Here is a 17,187-nt window from a genome sequence, read left to right as displayed (position 1 = left end):
ATTGTGCGGTATTATAATAAGCGTCGTCAAAAACGAATTAAAAAACAGCAGAAACTTAATAAAAAATGTTTTTTAAAAAACTTCTTGACTAGCCGGTTGAATGGTGATAAATTAGAGAAGTCGCAAAAAACGACAACGCAAAAATGAACATTGAAAACTGAACATGCAAAACGTTAAGACATACAGCATCAACAAGTTTCGGCTTGATTGACGCAAAACAATTTTTGACATCATTTAATGATGATGCCAGCAAAACAAAATGAGCTTTTAAACTAGTTCTATTTAGAGGGTTTCGAGACACGAGCAGTGCTAGGAAACGAAGGAGTGAGTGAGGGAGCGTACTAACGTACGTGACCGATTGAACGACTGAAGTTGACGACGCAATGCGACGTGTATCGGAAGCCGACTATTATGGAGAGTTTGATCCTGGCTCAGGACGAACGCTGGCGGCGTGCCTAATACATGCAAGTCGAGCGGATGATGAAGAAGCTTGCTTCTTCTGATTTAGCGGCGGACGGGTGAGTAACACGTGGGCAACCTGCCCTGTAGATTGGGATAACTCCGGGAAACCGGGGCTAATACCGAATAATCCATTACCTCACATGAGGAAATGTTAAAAGACGGTTTCGGCTGTCACTACAGGATGGGCCCGCGGCGCATTAGCTAGTTGGTGAGGTAACGGCTCACCAAGGCGACGATGCGTAGCCGACCTGAGAGGGTGATCGGCCACACTGGGACTGAGACACGGCCCAGACTCCTACGGGAGGCAGCAGTAGGGAATCTTCCACAATGGACGAAAGTCTGATGGAGCAACGCCGCGTGAGTGAAGAAGGTTTTCGGATCGTAAAACTCTGTTGTGAGGGAAGAACAAGTACGAGAGTAACTGCTCGTACCTTGACGGTACCTCATTAGAAAGCCACGGCTAACTACGTGCCAGCAGCCGCGGTAATACGTAGGTGGCAAGCGTTGTCCGGAATTATTGGGCGTAAAGCGCGCGCAGGCGGTCCTTTAAGTCTGATGTGAAAGCCCACGGCTCAACCGTGGAGGGTCATTGGAAACTGGGGGACTTGAGTACAGAAGAGGAAAGCGGAATTCCAAGTGTAGCGGTGAAATGCGTAGAGATTTGGAGGAACACCAGTGGCGAAGGCGGCTTTCTGGTCTGTAACTGACGCTGAGGCGCGAAAGCGTGGGGAGCAAACAGGATTAGATACCCTGGTAGTCCACGCCGTAAACGATGAGTGCTAAGTGTTAGGGGGTTTCCGCCCCTTAGTGCTGCAGCTAACGCATTAAGCACTCCGCCTGGGGAGTACGGTCGCAAGACTGAAACTCAAAGGAATTGACGGGGGCCCGCACAAGCGGTGGAGCATGTGGTTTAATTCGAAGCAACGCGAAGAACCTTACCAGGTCTTGACATCCCGCTGACCGGCCTAGAGATAGGCTTTTCCCTTCGGGGACAGCGGTGACAGGTGGTGCATGGTTGTCGTCAGCTCGTGTCGTGAGATGTTGGGTTAAGTCCCGCAACGAGCGCAACCCTTGATCTTAGTTGCCAGCATTCAGTTGGGCACTCTAAGGTGACTGCCGGTGATAAACCGGAGGAAGGTGGGGATGACGTCAAATCATCATGCCCCTTATGACCTGGGCTACACACGTGCTACAATGGACGGTACAGAGGGTCGCAACCCCGCGAGGGTGAGCAAATCCCATAAAACCGTTCTCAGTTCGGATTGTAGGCTGCAACTCGCCTACATGAAGCCGGAATCGCTAGTAATCGTGGATCAGCATGCCACGGTGAATACGTTCCCGGGCCTTGTACACACCGCCCGTCACACCACGAGAGTTTGTAACACCCGAAGTCGGTGGGGTAACCCTTTTGGGAGCCAGCCGCCGAAGGTGGGACAGATGATTGGGGTGAAGTCGTAACAAGGTAGCCGTATCGGAAGGTGCGGCTGGATCACCTCCTTTCTAAGGATATATTCGGAATACAGATTTTTATCTGTATCTTAACGTTTTGCAGTTCAGTTTTGAATGTTCATGTATATTAATACTTTTAATAGATATGGAAATTCAAAGAGGGCCTATAGCTCAGCTGGTTAGAGCGCACGCCTGATAAGCGTGAGGTCGATGGTTCGAGTCCATTTAGGCCCACCATACCTTTTTAATTTCGGGGCCTTAGCTCAGCTGGGAGAGCGCCTGCCTTGCACGCAGGAGGTCAGCGGTTCGATCCCGCTAGGCTCCACCATTAAAATGTAATTGTTCTTTGAAAACTGGATAAAATGACATCGAAAAAGAAACAAACGCAAGATATTCAAATTGTGATCACTTACGTGATTGCAAGTGTAGTACTTTTAACTTTTAGGTTAAGTTAATAAGGGCGCACGGTGGATGCCTTGGCACTAGGAGTCGATGAAGGACGGCACTAACACCGATATGCTTCGGGGAGCTGTAAGTGAGCTTCGATCCGAAGATTTCCGAATGGGGAAACCCACTGCCCGTAATGGGGCAGTACATTTGCGTGAATACATAGCGCATCTGAGACACACCCAGGGAACTGAAACATCTAAGTACCTGGAGGAAGAGAAAGAAAATTCGATTCCCTGAGTAGCGGCGAGCGAAACGGGAAGAGCCCAAACCAAGAGGCTTGCCTCTTGGGGTTGTAGGACACTCTATACGGAGTTACAAAAGAATGAGCTAGACGAAGCGATCTGGAAAGGTCCGCAGGATAGGGTAAAAGCCCCGTAGTCAAAAGTTCATTCCCTCCAGAGTGTATCCTGAGTACGGCGGAACACGTGAAATTCCGTCGGAATCCGGGAGGACCATCTCCCAAGGCTAAATACTACCTAGTGACCGATAGTGAACCAGTACCGTGAGGGAAAGGTGAAAAGCACCCCGGAAGGGGAGTGAAATAGACCCTGAAACCGTGTGCCTACAAATAGTCAAAGCCCGTTAACGGGTGATGGCGTGCCTTTTGTAGAATGAACCGGCGAGTTACGATTACATGCGAGGTTAAGTTGAGAAGACGGAGCCGCAGCGAAAGCGAGTCTGAATAGGGCGAATGAGTATGTGGTCGTAGACCCGAAACCAGGTGATCTACCCATGTCCAGGATGAAGGTGAGGTAACACTTACTGGAGGTCCGAACCCACGCACGTTGAAAAGTGCGGGGATGAGGTGTGGGTAGCGGAGAAATTCCAATCGAACCTGGAGATAGCTGGTTCTCTCCGAAATAGCTTTAGGGCTAGCCTCAAACGTTAGAATCTTGGAGGTAGAGCACTGTTTGGACTAGGGGCCCATCCCGGGTTACCGAATTCAGACAAACTCCGAATGCCAATGATTTATGTTTGGGAGTCAGACTGCGAGTGATAAGATCCGTAGTCAAGAGGGAAACAGCCCAGACCACCAGCTAAGGTCCCAAAGTATTTGTTAAGTGGAAAAGGATGTGGCGTTGCTTAGACAACCAGGATGTTGGCTTAGAAGCAGCCATCATTTAAAGAGTGCGTAATAGCTCACTGGTCGAGTGACGCTGCGCCGAAAATGTATCGGGGCTAAACAAATCACCGAAGCTGTGGATTGATACCTTTGGTATCAGTGGTAGGAGAGCGTTCTAAGGGCGTTGAAGTCAGACCGGAAGGACTGGTGGAGCGCTTAGAAGTGAGAATGCCGGTATGAGTAGCGAAAGATGGGTGAGAATCCCATCCACCGTATGACTAAGGTTTCCTGAGGAAGGCTCGTCCGCTCAGGGTTAGTCGGGACCTAAGTCGAGGCCGATAGGCGTAGACGATGGACAACAGGTTGATATTCCTGTACCACCACCCCACCGTTTGAGTGATGGGGGGACGCAGTAGGATAGGGTAAGCGTGCTGTTGGTTATGCACGTCCAAGCAGTGAGGTGTGAGTGTAGGCAAATCCGCACTCTGTAACATTGAGCTGTGATGGCAAGGACGTATGTCCGGAGTTCCTGATTTCACACTGCCAAGAAAAGCCTCTAACGAGGTGGGAGGTGCCCGTACCGCAAACCGACACAGGTAGTCGAGGAGAGAATCCTAAGGTGAGCGAGAGAACTCTCGTTAAGGAACTCGGCAAAATGACCCCGTAACTTCGGGAGAAGGGGTGCTCTTTTGGGTGAATAGCCTAGAAGAGCCGCAGTGAATAGGCCCAGGCGACTGTTTAGCAAAAACACAGGTCTCTGCAAAACCGTAAGGTGAAGTATAGGGGCTGACGCCTGCCCGGTGCTGGAAGGTTAAGAGGAGTGCTTAGCGCAAGCGAAGGTGCGAATTGAAGCCCCAGTAAACGGCGGCCGTAACTATAACGGTCCTAAGGTAGCGAAATTCCTTGTCGGGTAAGTTCCGACCCGCACGAAAGGCGTAACGATCTGGGCACTGTCTCAACGAGAGACTCGGTGAAATTATAGTACCTGTGAAGATGCAGGTTACCCGCGACAGGACGGAAAGACCCCGTGGAGCTTTACTGTAGCTTGATATTGAATTTTGGTGCAACTTGTACAGGATAGGTAGGAGCCTTAGAGCCCGGAGCGCCAGCTTCGGAGGAGGCGTCGGTGGGATACTACCCTGGTTGTATTGAAATTCTAACCCATACCCGTAACCCGGGTAGGAGACAGTGTCAGGCGGGCAGTTTGACTGGGGCGGTCGCCTCCTAAAGTGTAACGGAGGCGCCCAAAGGTTCCCTCAGAATGGTTGGAAATCATTCGAAGAGTGTAAAGGCAGAAGGGAGCTTGACTGCGAGACCTACAAGTCGAGCAGGGTCGAAAGACGGGCTTAGTGATCCGGTGGTTCCGCATGGAAGGGCCATCGCTCAACGGATAAAAGCTACCCCGGGGATAACAGGCTTATCTCCCCCAAGAGTCCACATCGACGGGGAGGTTTGGCACCTCGATGTCGGCTCATCGCATCCTGGGGCTGTAGTCGGTCCCAAGGGTTGGGCTGTTCGCCCATTAAAGCGGTACGCGAGCTGGGTTCAGAACGTCGTGAGACAGTTCGGTCCCTATCCGTCGTGGGCGTAGGAAATTTGAGAGGAGCTGTCCTTAGTACGAGAGGACCGGGATGGACACACCGCTGGTGTACCAGTTGTTCTGCCAAGGGCATCGCTGGGTAGCTATGTGTGGACGGGATAAGTGCTGAAAGCATCTAAGCACGAAGCCCCCCTCAAGATGAGATTTCCCATTACGCAAGTAAGTAAGATCCCTCAAAGACGATGAGGTAGATAGGTTCGGGGTGGAAGCGTGGCGACACGTGCAGCTGACGAATACTAATCGATCGAGGACTTAACCAAATTGTTTGTTTCTGAGATGTCAGTTTATTCAGTTTTGAAAGAATAATTTTTTATTAAAAAAACCCTTGTAATAATCTACATAGTTGATATAATAGAAAATGTCTTTCAGTAATTATTCAGGTCTAGTGATGATGGCGAAGAGGTCACACCCGTTCCCATACCGAACACGGAAGTTAAGCTCTTCAGCGCCGATGGTAGTTGGGGGTCTCCCCCTGCAAGAGTAGGACGTCGCTAGGCGGATATTATTCCGAAGTAGCTCAGTGGTAGAGCAATCGGCTGTTAACCGATTGGTCGTAGGTTCGAGTCCTACCTTCGGAGCCATTTCTAGGAGAGCTGTCCGAGTGGCCGAAGGAGCACGATTGGAAATCGTGTAGGCGGGTAACACTGTCTCAAGGGTTCAAATCCCTTGCTCTCCGCCAGATAGATTTCTCTTATACATAATGGCCCCTTGGTCAAGCGGTTAAGACACCGCCCTTTCACGGCGGTAACACGGGTTCGAATCCCGTAGGGGTCACCATTTATTTTTAAACCAGCATTACGGAGGATTAGCTCAGCTGGGAGAGCATCTGCCTTACAAGCAGAGGGTCGGCGGTTCGAGCCCGTCATCCTCCACCATTTTAATCACACTTAGCATTGTCGCGGGTGGAGCAAATCGCTTCACGAAGAAAGCAAAGCGTGGAAGACGTAAAACTCACTAAATGCGTAGTTGATTTAAATTTCAACACTTATATTATCGCGGGGTGGAGCAGTTCGGTAGCTCGTCGGGCTCATAACCCGAAGGTCACAGGTTCAAATCCTGTCCCCGCAACCAAATGGTCCCGTGGTGTAGCGGTTAACATGCCTGCCTGTCACGCAGGAGATCGCCGGTTCGATCCCGGTCGGGACCGCCATTTATCTTTAATGTACGTATGTGGCTCAGTAGCTCAGTCGGTAGAGCAAAGGACTGAAAATCCTTGTGTCGGCGGTTCGATTCCGTCCTGAGCCACCATTACGCCGGAATAGCTCAATTGGTAGAGCAACTGACTTGTAATCAGTAGGTTGGGGGTTCAAGTCCTCTTTCCGGCACCACTGTCTAGTGGAGGGGTAGCGAAGTGGCTAAACGCGGCGGACTGTAAATCCGCTCCTTAGGGTTCGGCGGTTCGAATCCGTCCCCCTCCACCAGTTATTAGGGGCATAGTTTAACGGTAGAATAGAGGTCTCCAAAACCTTTGATGTGGGTTCGATTCCTACTGCCCCTGCCAAATAATAAGTTAACTTTGAATAATGGCGGTTGTGGCGAAGTGGTTAACGCACCGGATTGTGATTCCGGCATTCGTGGGTTCAATTCCCATCAGTCGCCCCATATTCTATCTGGTTAGCTCTTTTTTTTATTCTGTGGCGGTCGTGGCGAAGTGGTTAACGCACCGGATTGTGATTCCGGCATTCGTGGGTTCAATTCCCATCGGTCGCCCCATTGGGGTATAGCCAAGCGGTAAGGCAACGGATTTTGATTCCGTCATGCCCTGGTTCGAATCCAGGTACCCCAGTTATTTGCGGAAGTAGTTCAGTGGTAGAACACCACCTTGCCAAGGTGGGGGTCGCGAGTTCGAACCTCGTCTTCCGCTCCAAATTAAGGCGGCATAGCCAAGTGGTAAGGCACAGGTCTGCAACACCTTTATCACCGGTTCAAATCCGGTTGCCGCCTCCAATTTTTAAAAAAGTATTTACTGCCTTCAATATGCCGGTGTGGCGGAATTGGCAGACGCGCGGGACTCAAAATCCCGTATCTTCGGATGTGTCGGTTCGACCCCGACCACCGGTATCATATTCATGACATAAAGTCATACCTATCAAGACTTCTAACTACTTTGTTAGAGGTCTTTTTTGTTGTTTCCTAAAAGGACGTAATCCCATGTATAAAGGTATTCTGAATGTCTAGATGAAGTAATAGTTAATCACTAAAAGCGTTAAGACTTCTGTTAATGAAAATAAACATTGCATTAGAAAGCTCTTAAGAATCATTCAATATCTTTTTTTCCTTTAATAATAAATATGTACATTTCTATGCTTACGTCTTAATTCATGAAATGAAAGAGTATCTATATTTTCGTTTCCTATATTAATTCCTTTTGTATATTTTTATATTCGATTGACAAGATAGTCATATCGACATTCATACAAAAACTCAAACTGGATGGACTCGTGAGACAGAGAGGAATAGATGCATGTTTTCCACGATACTAATGGGATTGACTATTTTATTTATGGTAACAACCTTGTACTATTTCTTTTCAGGTCGTAAATATAAGATGAGCTATTTTCAGTCAACTTTATTTCAAAAGCTATTTTTCGCTATGCTTGGCATTACCGTTGGATTTGCTATTCTTTATTATTTATTGGCCATGGATGGGGAGGTAATAAGAATTAGCACCGAAGAAGGGAAAGAGGGAGGAGAAAATTTCTGGGATTATCTCTATTTTAGCGGAGTCACCTTATTATCTGTTGGTTATGGAGACTTGGTACGAGGGCACTGAAAAAGTGCCTTTAAAACGTTTAGAGGTAGAGTATGAATGCAGGTTCTGTTCATCTTCTACTATTTTCTGAATCCATGTCTTTCCGTTCCGAGCGGATGCTTTCCAGGGGGCGGCCCGGCAAGCCTTCTCCCTCGCTGCGCTCAGTCCGGGTGCTCGCCGTGGCCGCTAATCCCCTAGGAGTCACCGCTCTGCACTCCAATCCAATCCACTTTTCTACCTGTTATAGAATTTTTTAAAATGTACTCAGACCGAAAAATTATTTTCTTGCTATACTAAAGAAAAGTAAATGCAGGGGTGCTCACAATGATTTCAAACCAAGAAACGCTGAACTTAAGTCCATACATGGCGTTATATGATTTAATAATTCCAAAAGACAATATGCTTCGTCAAATCAATGAACTTGTTGATTTTTCGTTTATTTTAGAAGAACTTCAATCAAAATATTGTTTGGATCATGGTCGTAAAGCGATTTCACCCATTCGTATGTTTAAGTATTTATTATTAAAAGCAATTCATGATGTGTCCGATGTGGATTTAGTGGAACGTTCAAAATATGATATGTCATTTAAATACTTCTTAGGAATGGCTCCAGAGGATGAGGTCATTGAACCAAGTTCACTTACAAAATTTCGTCGACTTCGTTTACAAGATGTAGATTTGTTAGATATGTTAATTGGGAAAACCGTTGAAATCGCACTTGAAAAAGAAATCATCAAAAGTAAAACAATCATTGTGGACGCAACGCATACGAAAGCACGTTACAATCAAAAATCGCCCAAAGAATTCTTACAAGAAAAATCAAAGAATGCCCGAAAAGCGGTCTATAAAATAGATGAATCTATGAAAGAGAAGTTTCCAGAAAAACCGACTTCTAACGAAGTGTCAGATGAAGTGACTTACTGTAAAAAAGTCATTGAAGTGATAGAGAAAGAGCCACAAATAGCGCAAGTGCCTGCCGTGAAAGAACGTTTAAATACATTAAAAGAAATCGTAGAAGACACACTATTTCATCTGAATTATTCAAGCGATACCGATGCACGTGTCGGACATAAATCAGCAGATACATCTTTCTTTGGTTATAAAACTCATATAGCGATGAGCGATGAACGAATTATTACAGCAGCGATTGTAACAACTGGTGAACAAGGTGATGGACAACATTTAATAGATTTAATTGAAAAAAGCCAACGTACAGGTATGAAAATAGAGAAGGTGCTTGGAGATACAGCATATTCTAGTAAAGACAATTTAATATATACCAAGACAAATAAGGTCCAACTCATTTCAAAATTACATCCGCTGATTACAAATGGCCACCGTAGAAAAGAAGATTTATTTGAATTTAATAAAGACGCTAATTTATATGTTTGTCCAGCGGGTCATTTAGCAAAAGGAAAAACTATAAAAAAAAGAAATACAGATGACAACCGTAACCCTCAAATCAAATATAATTTTGATGTTGAAAAATGTAAAATATGCCCTTTCAGAGTTGGGTGTTACAAAGAAGGATCGAAATCTAAAACATATTGTGTCACAATCAAATCGACAGAGCACCTTGAACAAGAGGCATTTCAGAATACCGAAGAATTTAAACAGCTTGCCAAAGAGCGATATAAAATCGAGGCAAAGAATAGTGAATTAAAGAGTGGACACGGCTACGATACAGCGATTAGCACGGGTCTTTTTGGCATGGAAATACAAGGAGCCACAACCATATTTGCGGTCAACTTGAAGCGAATCCTAAAGTTACTTAACGAATGAGAGCAAGAATAAGGCAATGAAAAAGGGTACTTTCTGTTCAGTTTGAACAAAAAGTACCCTTTTTTAATTTTCAAAAACAAAATTATTATAAAAACGTAAGTTTTTCAGTGCCCTCAACGAAGCGACGAGGAGATTGAAGCCGTGCCCCCGGAAAGCGTCCACTGTAACGGAAAACAACTACAGGTATATTTGAATAGAAGCCTCGAAAAATTACAAGGTCGTAAAATTTTCGAGGCTTTTTATTGTTGAGGAGCGTTTTGTCCTAGCCCCGTTTTTTCCCTTAAATCAATAGATGGTTCTTGCAGACTTCCTGTCCAGTGAACAAGAAGTCTCTTTGTTAGTGGAAACAGTGTCTTTTTGCCTAACTAAATGGGTAGGTTACGATATTTCACCTATTTAGATATAAAACCAAATAGTGTAAAATGTTTCATGCTTTCTCGATACATAAGAAAAGGAGAATTAATAGCATGACAGGAAACACACATATTATAGGCGGTCTTGCAGCAAGTCTTGCTATCTCACAGATGACAGATTATGACCCGGTATTGCTGGTCGTAGGGGGTGTGGCAGGTGCGATTCTACCGGATATTTGCCACGGTGGAAGTATGATAGGAAGACGCTTTCCACTCATATCCAAAATTATTAACAAGGTGTTTGGTCATAGATCCTTTACACATAGTCTATTGTTCATTCTTCTATTAGTTGCATTGATGAATTATTTTAGCTGGGACAAGTCAATTATGATGGGAGTTTCAGTTGGGGTAGCAAGTCATCTTCTTTTAGATATGGCTACGAAAAATGGGGTTAAATTATTTTTTCCAATACCTGTGACAGTTCGTTTTCCTATAACTACGAGAACTGGGGGAACAGTGGAGAGTATCGTGTTTGGTATATTATCAGTTCTTACCGTTTATTTTGGATACGGGGCTTTCACTACATATTTTTAATCGGTTATAATGGTATGAATATCCAGTAGAGGGGTGGAAGTTTGAAGAAGGTATTGGTTTTAGGTGGAACTCGTTTTTTTGGTGTTCATTTAGTGGAGGCACTTTTAAATGAAGGAATAGAAGTAACTGTCGCAACTAGAGGAAATACAGCACATGTTTTTTCTAAAAAAGTAAATCATATGGTTATAGATCGATCCAGTTTGTTGGCTGACAAAGAGAAGCTTCAATCCGAGAAATGGGATGTTGTTTTTGATCAAATCTGTTATGCCTCTAGAGATGCGTTGGACGCGGTAGAAGTGTTTAATGGACATACGAAAAAGTATGTTCTTACTTCTTCAAAGTCTGTTTATGAGGGAAAAGAGCTATCTAAAGAGGAAGATTTTATTCCAGAAAAGCATTCCATAGTCATGGGAACGAAAGAGAACTTTACCTATGCGGAAGGAAAACGCCAAGCGGAGGCTGTCTTTTTTCAGCACGCGGAGTTTCCAGTAGCCGCTGTTCGACCACCAATCGTCATTGGTGAACATGATTACACCAACCGATTGAAATATTATGTTGGGAAAATTATGAGCGGAGATGAATTTCATCTAGTAAACTCGGATGCTTATATAGATTTTATCTCGGAGGAAGAGATTGGACAGTTCCTTGCGTGGATTGGACTCTCTACATTTACCGGAGCTGTGAATGCGACCAGCAACGGTAAGATTAAGCTGAAGGATTTAGTTCAATTAATCGAAGCTGAGGCGGATAAAGAGGCGAGAATTAGTCTAAAACCCATTGAGGGAGAAGATTCTCCTTACAATCTATCAAAAACTTGGCTGATGAGTAATGAACGTGCTAAAAGCTTAGGATATTCTTTTCAAGACTTGCATGACTACTTGCCAAAACTGCTAAAAAAATTGTAAATCTATCACTCTGTCTAAAGCTATTAAGCTTGGGCAGAGTTTTTTTGTTGTTTAGGAAACTATAAAGTTCTGAAGCTCCGGTGGCTGAGGAACTGCCTTCTCGCTTTACTCCATTTGCCTGTCGGGGCAGGAATAGGCGGTTGCGCTTTTCTTGTTGTCCAGCTCCACCGCCTTGCCCCTCGGGGTCAAATGTATAAAAGCTCCGGTGGCTGAGGAGCTGCCTCCTCGCTTTTCTCCATTTGCCTGTCGGGGCAGAGATAGGCGGTTGCGCTTTTCTTGTTGTCTAGCTCCACCGCCTTGCCCCTCGGGATCAAATGGTTAAAAGCTCCGGTGGCTGAGGAGAAGCCTCCTCGCTTTTCTCCATTTGCCTGTCGGGGCAGAGATAGGCGGTTGCGCTTTTCTTGTTGTCTAGCTCCACCGCCTTGCCCCTCGGGATCAAATGGTTAAAAGCTCCGGTGGCTGAGGAGAAGCCTCCTCGCTTTTCCCCATTTGCCTGTCAGGGCAGACATAGGCGGTTGCGCTTTTCTTGTTGCATCGGTGTACAAATCTCTCTTATTCTCATAAGTTTATATGTCTTGAACATATATTGGCTTGAGCGATAAACGATAGGAGGGAGAGTAATATGAGGAATAAAAGCGGAAAGCTGATTTTATCTACATTGGTAGCTACTTCAGCAATAATTGCCGTGACTCCAGGGTCTCAGGTTGAAGCCACATCAAACTTAAACCAGTTAGTTGTGGATGCACAAAATGCAGGAAATGTATTGAAGTGGGCTATTTCGGTGGAGGGGTCGGCAGATGGGGTCACTCAGCCGTGGAAACAATTTAATAATGCGAAGCAAGCAATTGGAAAAGTGGAGGCTGCCCTTGCAAAGGCTAGCTTTTCGGAGAAATTAAAGTACGAGTCTTTATTGATAGAGCCCAAAACTCAGCTACAGCGTGCACAGGGCTATTTAGATGCTATTACAGCAAGCAGTAAAATACATGCAAAGACAAATGCGCTATCCTTAGCGGTAAAGGCAAATAATTTAGATCAAGTGGAAAAGGCTTATCATGAAATGACAGCGGAATTCCGAAAGCAGACGATTCTGTTAGACCGTGTATATGGTCAATCGACACGTGATCGAATTAGAGGAGCAGTAAAAGGCCCGGCTGAAAAGCTAATATCAGAGCTAAAAAATGATGTGACGGTTCATATGCTTGCTAAGGGTGCACAAGAGGACTTAAACAGAGGACGATACACAGAGGCTTCGGCTAAAGTATATGAGGCACAGGCAATTTTAACTGCTGAAACATTAAAGTGGGAAAAAAGCCTACAAGCAACAATTAATAATATTAACAATACATTGCCGATGAATGCAGTAGCTGTCACTCGTGTCGATAACACGACAGTACTCGTTAAGTTAAATAGATTTATTTCTTCTGTAAAGGCATCCGATTTCACAGCCAATAATGGGATGACTATTAGTAGTGCATCTCTAAGCAGTGATGGATTTAACGTTACATTAAAAACATCAGTTCAGGTACCTGGAACTACCTATACGATTAAATATAAAAATGGTTCGGTGAGCTTTGCAGTTCCAGGAAATATATCACCTGTTTATATAGGCGATAAAAACATTCAGCATAAAGAAACCACAGAGGTTTTGTCACTCTCGACTGTCTTTAAAAACACGAGTAATCAAGCAGTTCGAATTGATATACCAGCTGGCGTCAAGCTAATCTCTGTAAATGGAGCAGCTAACAATAATGCAGGTGCTAAGTCGGTTAATGCTCAGACGGATAAGAATGGAGCAATACAAATTGTTTTCACAGCCAATAATTCCAATCAAGCTGCGTTAGATAAAACTATTGCTATTCATAAAATTGTTAAAAATAAGGCTGTAGAAACGCAGACTTCTGGAGTGTTTAATCTTTATGCTCCGCCAAAAGAAGGTGCGATTGGGAATAAAGCAGTGAGATTTATCGACAGTAAAAACAATTATTTTGTGACCACAGAGGGAGTTAAGTATAGCTGGAAGATATATAATGACATCTTTCAAAATGAAGGAATAAATGTGTCGCTGGACAGCTTTAAGAGTGGGCTGGATATTGGCGACACTATTAATGGTGAATACCACCAAGTTTCCACCTCCTTATTTAATATATCAAAGAATGCATCAATAGCAGCAGTCAAGCTAGACACAAAATTTGCGGTCAAGGCAGGCACTTCCGGTTATCGCATCCATGGGAACAAAGTGGAGCTAAAAGGCACAGCAGAACCTAACTATGAATTGTTTTTCTTCAAGAACAATGGCACATCCCTCGGTAAGGCAAAGGCCGATAGTAAAGGGAGCTGGACCTTTGTAGCTGAAGTAGATACAAATGCCGTAATTGATTTCTCTATCTTTCAGCAAACTGCAGGTAAAGCTATACCGGCTTACGTAGGATGGGGAGAAACAACCTTGAGGGTAGTCGAAGGACCATTTGCAGTGGGGAGTATAACAGAAGGAACGAGCAAGGACGATGACCTATCCAACGAAAAAATCACCTTCACCATTTCGCCAGTCCAATACGCCAATGGCGCAGTAATCGCACAAGACCAAGCAATCATTACTAAACAAGCCTCTATTATAGTAGTAGATGGAGATGGCACGAAGGTTAAATACACCAACAACCAAAACAAAACCATCTTCTCCCAAACTAAAGGTGCCTTCTCAATAGACTTCGGTCTACTCAGCACAAGAAAAAGCGATGGCCAACTCATAGACCAAGGAAAAGACCACAAGCTAACAGGTCCACTTACCATCGTCTCGATAGAAGGAATAACAAACGAATACGGCCTACAAATCCAAACAAAACCAACAAACCAAATCAAAAACTACTAACATTATTACAGGTGCCTGGCACTTGTAAAATATCTCAGTATAACAATTCACACCGATTAAAACAAAGTGAAAACTATACCAATATTATTACGAGAGCATTGCAGGTGCCTGGCACCTGTAATGCTCTCGTAATGCACTCGATTTAATAACGTTGTTTAATAGACAAAACTGCACCCCCAGCGTTGGCGGGGTGCAGTTTTGTTGTTATATAGATTATTTATGGTAGTTATATTTACTATAATAATTTTACTTATGATTACGTTTAGTAAAATTTGTCGATTAGATTATTGTACTCGAGCGAAACCGAATCCTGAAGCGTAGTCGTCTCCAGTTGCTGCTCCGTAACCGCCTTTAATATCTACTGCTTTTGCTCTATTTTGTAAGTTTGTGCGAAGTTGAGTATGAGACCAAGATGGGTTTTGTGCCCAAATTTTAGCAGCTAGTCCAGCAACGTGTGGAGATGCCATAGATGTTCCGCTAATTGTGTTGTATCCACCATTGTACCAAGTAGAGTAGATAGAAGCTCCAGGTGCAGAGATTTCTACATCCCCTTGTTGAATTACATAATCACCGTCTGTAGAAGCATAGCCACGAGAAGAGAAGTTTGCTACACGATAAGTCCCATTTTCTTGTACATTTTCAAGTGCCGCTACAGCAACAGCGTTTACTAATGCTCCTGGATATCCGATTGTTCCTTGCGCGTAACCGGAGTTTCCAGCCGCTGCAACTATTAATACACCTTTACTATACGCATAGTTCACTGCACTTGATATTAAACTATTATTTGCAGAAGATCCTAATGACATATTGATAACTGTTTTTGTTCCTGTAGAAACCGCTTGATCAGCAGCGTGTCTGATAGCTGCTGCAATATCATCCGAGCTACCTGAGCCACTATTGCTTAACACTTTGTATGCCCATAGATCTGCTGCAGGCGCTACACCGTAAACTCCTGATTTGTCACTGCCGCCATCTGCAAGGGCTGTCCCAGCAACGTGAGTACCATGTCCATTACCATCAGAACAGCTATTGTTGATCACCGTAGTAGAACCTGTAAAGTCTTTACACTGTTCTACTCTATTTACTAAATCCGTATGATTTCTATTTACTCCCGTATCTAATACCGCGATATTAATGCCATTTCCACCTGAAGTGGAGGTTAAACTACTATTATTGTAAATTGCTTTAATGCCCCAAGGAGTCTTCTGAGATGCGTTTGCTGCAGTCTCGAAATCTGCTGGTTGAGTAGTAGAATCTTCTGCTGGCAGATCAAGCGTAACCGTTGGAACCTTTGTTACGGTAATGTTTTTGTTTTTTTGAAGAGCTTGGAACTGCTTTTCATTCATATCCGTAGAGAACCCATTTTCCGAAAGCTCCCATCTTACTTCGTACTGATTTGCCAAGGACGCTTTGTTCGCCTTGTTATTGGCTTCTACATACACCCGAAACTTTTCTACCCCAGCATTAGAATTTCTGTCCTCTACTGAGGATGGTGTTTCTTCCGGTGAGCTTGCTTGGACCGGTGCTGCAAGTGAACCTGCAATTAAGAGGCTTGCTAGTGCGATTTTAAATTTGCTCATCTGTGAAAACTCCTTTTCGGTTTAGTTTTGTAGTACAATATTAAAACTAACACATTTTGAAAATTATGTTTATTGGGAAAAAATATCTTACAATAATTAGGAGGGGTACTATGAGGATTGGCTCGCTAATAAAATTTTATCGAACAAAGAGAGGATTAACGCAAACAAGTCTTGCTAATGGAATATGTTCTGTGCCTCATCTCAGCAAAATAGAAAATAACAGTAAGGAAGCAAATGTTGAGACAATCCGTTTGTTGCTGGAGCGTTTAAAAATTGATTTGCAGGATGTACAGGCAAATGAAAAACAAATTTTCGATTTAATAAAGGATTTCTTATGTCATATTCATTATTTAGAAGAGGAAAAGGCAACAGAAGTATTCAAAACTTTAGAGGGCTATCATGAGCTTATTGTGTTTACGGATCATATTTATCTATACGAACTTTATAAACTACGCTATTACCTATTAATAAATAATAGAGACGCTGCAGAATATCAGCTAAAATGGCTACATGCCCAGAAACAAAATTTTTCCCAATATGAGAAGTATTTACTTTTATACATGGGTGCTTTAATTTTAATGTTAAGGGGGAGATTTGAAGAAGCAGATAAGCAACTTACTCGAATTATTCATGATCAAGCTGAGTTAGGATCGTTTACCGGAGAGCTTCACTATCATCTAGCAGTTGTAAAGGGACATTTAGAAGAGTCCAGCCTAGCGATCATATACGGTAAGCAGGCCTTGCAATTTTATAGTAACCAATACAACTTCAAACGAATCCTTCATACACTTATGTCGCTTGCTTTAAACTACTCACGGGCCAAAATTTTCAATGAAGCATTAAATACGTATACCCATTTGTTAAGAAGCATAGAATTGCTTAACCAGCAACATCTCCTTCCAAAAATCTATCACAATATAGGTGACTTACATCTGCGGATGGGAGATTATTTGCAAGCTTTAGAGTACTTTCAAAAAAGTAAAGCCATTATCCCTGCGAATTCCGATAATTATCTCTTGTGCCTATATAATTTGGCGCAAACCCAGTTCCGCTTAGAGCAATGGGAAGCATGTAAGGAAAGCTTTACTTTGTTGAAGTCCGAGGCTAAAAAGCAGCAAATCATGCATTATCGATTGTTTTCCAGCTTTTATTTATTTTTGTTGGAGGGTGAGAGGGAAAAGGCGATGACCTTTTTAGAGGAAAAATTAGTTCCCTATACAGCAAGAGGAGAAAACCTTAAAGAGATTCACCATCAATTCCTTGTTATCTTAACGGATTATTACCGACAAGAAGGTAAATTTGAGAAAGTCGTTCTACTAACTAATCAATAG

Annotated in this window: 7 protein-coding genes, 18 tRNA genes and 3 rRNA genes; 27 read left to right on the top strand and 1 reads right to left on the bottom strand. The window is 43.7% G+C overall.

The genetic code is table 11. The annotated features are described in order from the left end of the window. The first annotated feature begins 408 nt into the window (after positions 1-408). From MKY09_RS15115 to MKY09_RS14990, 26 genes are all read left to right on the top strand, one after another. Positions 409-1,962: ribosomal RNA gene (locus tag MKY09_RS15115) — 16S ribosomal RNA — on the top strand. Positions 1,963-2,071: 109 nt separating this feature from the next. Beyond that, a tRNA-Ile gene (locus tag MKY09_RS15110) sits at positions 2,072-2,148 on the top strand. A 15-nt stretch (positions 2,149-2,163) separates the two neighbouring features. Next, positions 2,164-2,239 (top strand) — tRNA-Ala (locus MKY09_RS15105). Positions 2,240-2,355: 116 nt separating this feature from the next. Further along, positions 2,356-5,284: ribosomal RNA gene (locus tag MKY09_RS15100) — 23S ribosomal RNA — on the top strand. A gap of 121 nt (positions 5,285-5,405) precedes the next feature. Continuing rightward, a 5S ribosomal RNA gene (rrf, locus tag MKY09_RS15095) occupies positions 5,406-5,521 on the top strand. Together the 16S, 23S and 5S rRNA genes with 18 tRNA genes alongside form the textbook arrangement of a ribosomal RNA operon. A 9-nt stretch (positions 5,522-5,530) precedes the next feature. Then, a tRNA-Asn gene (locus MKY09_RS15090) sits at positions 5,531-5,605 on the top strand. A gap of 6 nt (positions 5,606-5,611) precedes the next feature. Then, positions 5,612-5,703, top strand: a tRNA-Ser gene (locus MKY09_RS15085). Between the two features lie 23 nt (positions 5,704-5,726). Continuing rightward, positions 5,727-5,801 (top strand) — tRNA-Glu (locus MKY09_RS15080). A 22-nt stretch (positions 5,802-5,823) separates the two neighbouring features. After that, a tRNA-Val gene (locus tag MKY09_RS15075) sits at positions 5,824-5,899 on the top strand. 119 nt (positions 5,900-6,018) lie between these two features. Next, a tRNA-Met gene (locus MKY09_RS15070) sits at positions 6,019-6,095 on the top strand. Positions 6,096-6,098: 3 nt separating this feature from the next. Further along, positions 6,099-6,174 (top strand) — tRNA-Asp (locus MKY09_RS15065). Positions 6,175-6,196: 22 nt separating this feature from the next. After that, positions 6,197-6,272 (top strand) — tRNA-Phe (locus tag MKY09_RS15060). Between the two features lie 4 nt (positions 6,273-6,276). Further along, positions 6,277-6,352, top strand: a tRNA-Thr gene (locus tag MKY09_RS15055). A 9-nt stretch (positions 6,353-6,361) separates the two neighbouring features. After that, a tRNA-Tyr gene (locus tag MKY09_RS15050) sits at positions 6,362-6,445 on the top strand. Positions 6,446-6,451: 6 nt separating this feature from the next. Further along, a tRNA-Trp gene (locus MKY09_RS15045) sits at positions 6,452-6,525 on the top strand. Positions 6,526-6,550: 25 nt separating this feature from the next. Then, positions 6,551-6,626 (top strand) — tRNA-His (locus MKY09_RS15040). Positions 6,627-6,661: 35 nt separating this feature from the next. Continuing rightward, a tRNA-His gene (locus MKY09_RS15035) sits at positions 6,662-6,737 on the top strand. 1 nt (position 6,738) lies between these two features. Further along, a tRNA-Gln gene (locus MKY09_RS15030) sits at positions 6,739-6,810 on the top strand. A gap of 6 nt (positions 6,811-6,816) precedes the next feature. Further along, positions 6,817-6,891: transfer RNA gene (locus MKY09_RS15025), tRNA-Gly, on the top strand. Between the two features lie 6 nt (positions 6,892-6,897). After that, positions 6,898-6,971 (top strand) — tRNA-Cys (locus MKY09_RS15020). Positions 6,972-7,003: 32 nt separating this feature from the next. Continuing rightward, positions 7,004-7,085, top strand: a tRNA-Leu gene (locus MKY09_RS15015). Positions 7,086-7,488: 403 nt separating this feature from the next. Continuing rightward, entirely contained in the window at positions 7,489-7,797 is a 309-nt protein-coding gene (locus MKY09_RS15010) for an ion channel (RefSeq protein ID WP_342567034.1), read from the top strand. A gap of 303 nt (positions 7,798-8,100) precedes the next feature. Further along, positions 8,101-9,558 (top strand): IS1182 family transposase, encoded by a 1,458-nt coding sequence (locus MKY09_RS15005; protein ID WP_251557258.1) that lies wholly within the window; start codon positions 8,101-8,103, stop codon positions 9,556-9,558. A gap of 467 nt (positions 9,559-10,025) precedes the next feature. Further along, complete coding sequence (locus tag MKY09_RS15000) at positions 10,026-10,505, top strand: metal-dependent hydrolase (RefSeq protein ID WP_169361519.1); 480 nt, start codon at positions 10,026-10,028, stop codon at positions 10,503-10,505. 41 nt (positions 10,506-10,546) lie between these two features. Then, complete coding sequence (locus MKY09_RS14995; RefSeq protein WP_298470596.1) at positions 10,547-11,410, top strand: NAD-dependent epimerase/dehydratase family protein; 864 nt, start codon at positions 10,547-10,549, stop codon at positions 11,408-11,410. 622 nt (positions 11,411-12,032) lie between these two features. After that, complete coding sequence (locus tag MKY09_RS14990; protein WP_342567033.1) at positions 12,033-14,276, top strand: hypothetical protein; 2,244 nt, start codon at positions 12,033-12,035, stop codon at positions 14,274-14,276. Between the two features lie 284 nt (positions 14,277-14,560). Here MKY09_RS14990 and MKY09_RS14985 read toward each other — a convergent pair whose 3' ends face one another. Beyond that, entirely contained in the window at positions 14,561-15,856 is a 1,296-nt protein-coding gene (locus MKY09_RS14985) for a S8 family serine peptidase (RefSeq protein WP_342567032.1), read from the bottom strand. Positions 15,857-15,966: 110 nt separating this feature from the next. On the opposite strand from MKY09_RS14985, the gene MKY09_RS14980 reads away from it, so the two are divergent. Then, positions 15,967-17,187, top strand: a complete 1,221-nt coding sequence (locus tag MKY09_RS14980) for a tetratricopeptide repeat protein (RefSeq protein ID WP_169361462.1) — start codon at positions 15,967-15,969, stop codon at positions 17,185-17,187.

It is taken from the genome of Psychrobacillus sp. FSL K6-4046 (genome assembly GCF_038624605.1).
Taxonomy (GTDB): Bacteria; Bacillota; Bacilli; order Bacillales_A; family Planococcaceae; genus Psychrobacillus.
The sequence above is the reverse complement of the archived record's forward strand: the minus strand, read 5'-3'. Positions and strand labels throughout refer to the sequence as shown.